Genomic DNA, 548 nt, shown 5'->3' with positions numbered 1-548 from the left:
CTGACCAACGACCAAACCGTAACCGACGTACGCCACAAAGACCTGCGCCGTGCGCGTAGCGGCGTGGAAAACATGATTCCGACCAAAACCGGTGCTGCAAAAGCCGTCGGTTTGGTATTGCCGGACCTGAAAGGCAAACTCGACGGCCTCGCCATCCGCGTACCGACCGTCAACGTTTCCCTGGTTGACCTGAGCTTCCAAGCAGGCCGCGACACTTCTGCCGAAGAAATCAACGCGCTGATGAAAGCCGCTTCCGAAGAAGGCCGTCTGAAAGGCGTATTGGCCTACAATACCCTGCCACTGGTTTCTATGGACTTCAACCACACTACCCAAGCCAGCACATTTGACTCTACGCTGACCAAAGTAACCGCAGGCAAAATGGTTAAAGTGTTCGCATGGTACGACAACGAGTGGGGCTTCAGCTGCCAAATGCTGAACACCGCGCGCCGTATGTTCGGTTTGGAAGTACGTCCGTTCTAATCGGCTTCCAACACAAAGGCCGTCTGAAACATCTTTTCAGACGGCCTTTTGTATTTCCTTTAAAATAT

Annotated in this window: 1 pseudogene; it reads left to right on the top strand. The window is 53.1% G+C overall.

Annotation, left to right across the window (positions count from 1 at the left end):
* Window positions 1-480, top strand: a pseudogene (locus ACTHSP_RS21470) (erythrose-4-phosphate dehydrogenase); the annotation flags it as partial.
* Between the last annotated feature and the right edge of the window lie 68 nt (window positions 481-548).

The sequence above is a fragment of the Neisseria sp. P0001.S005 genome (assembly GCF_051963715.1).
Note: the sequence above shows the minus strand (reverse complement) of the source record. Positions and strands in the feature narration are given on the sequence as shown.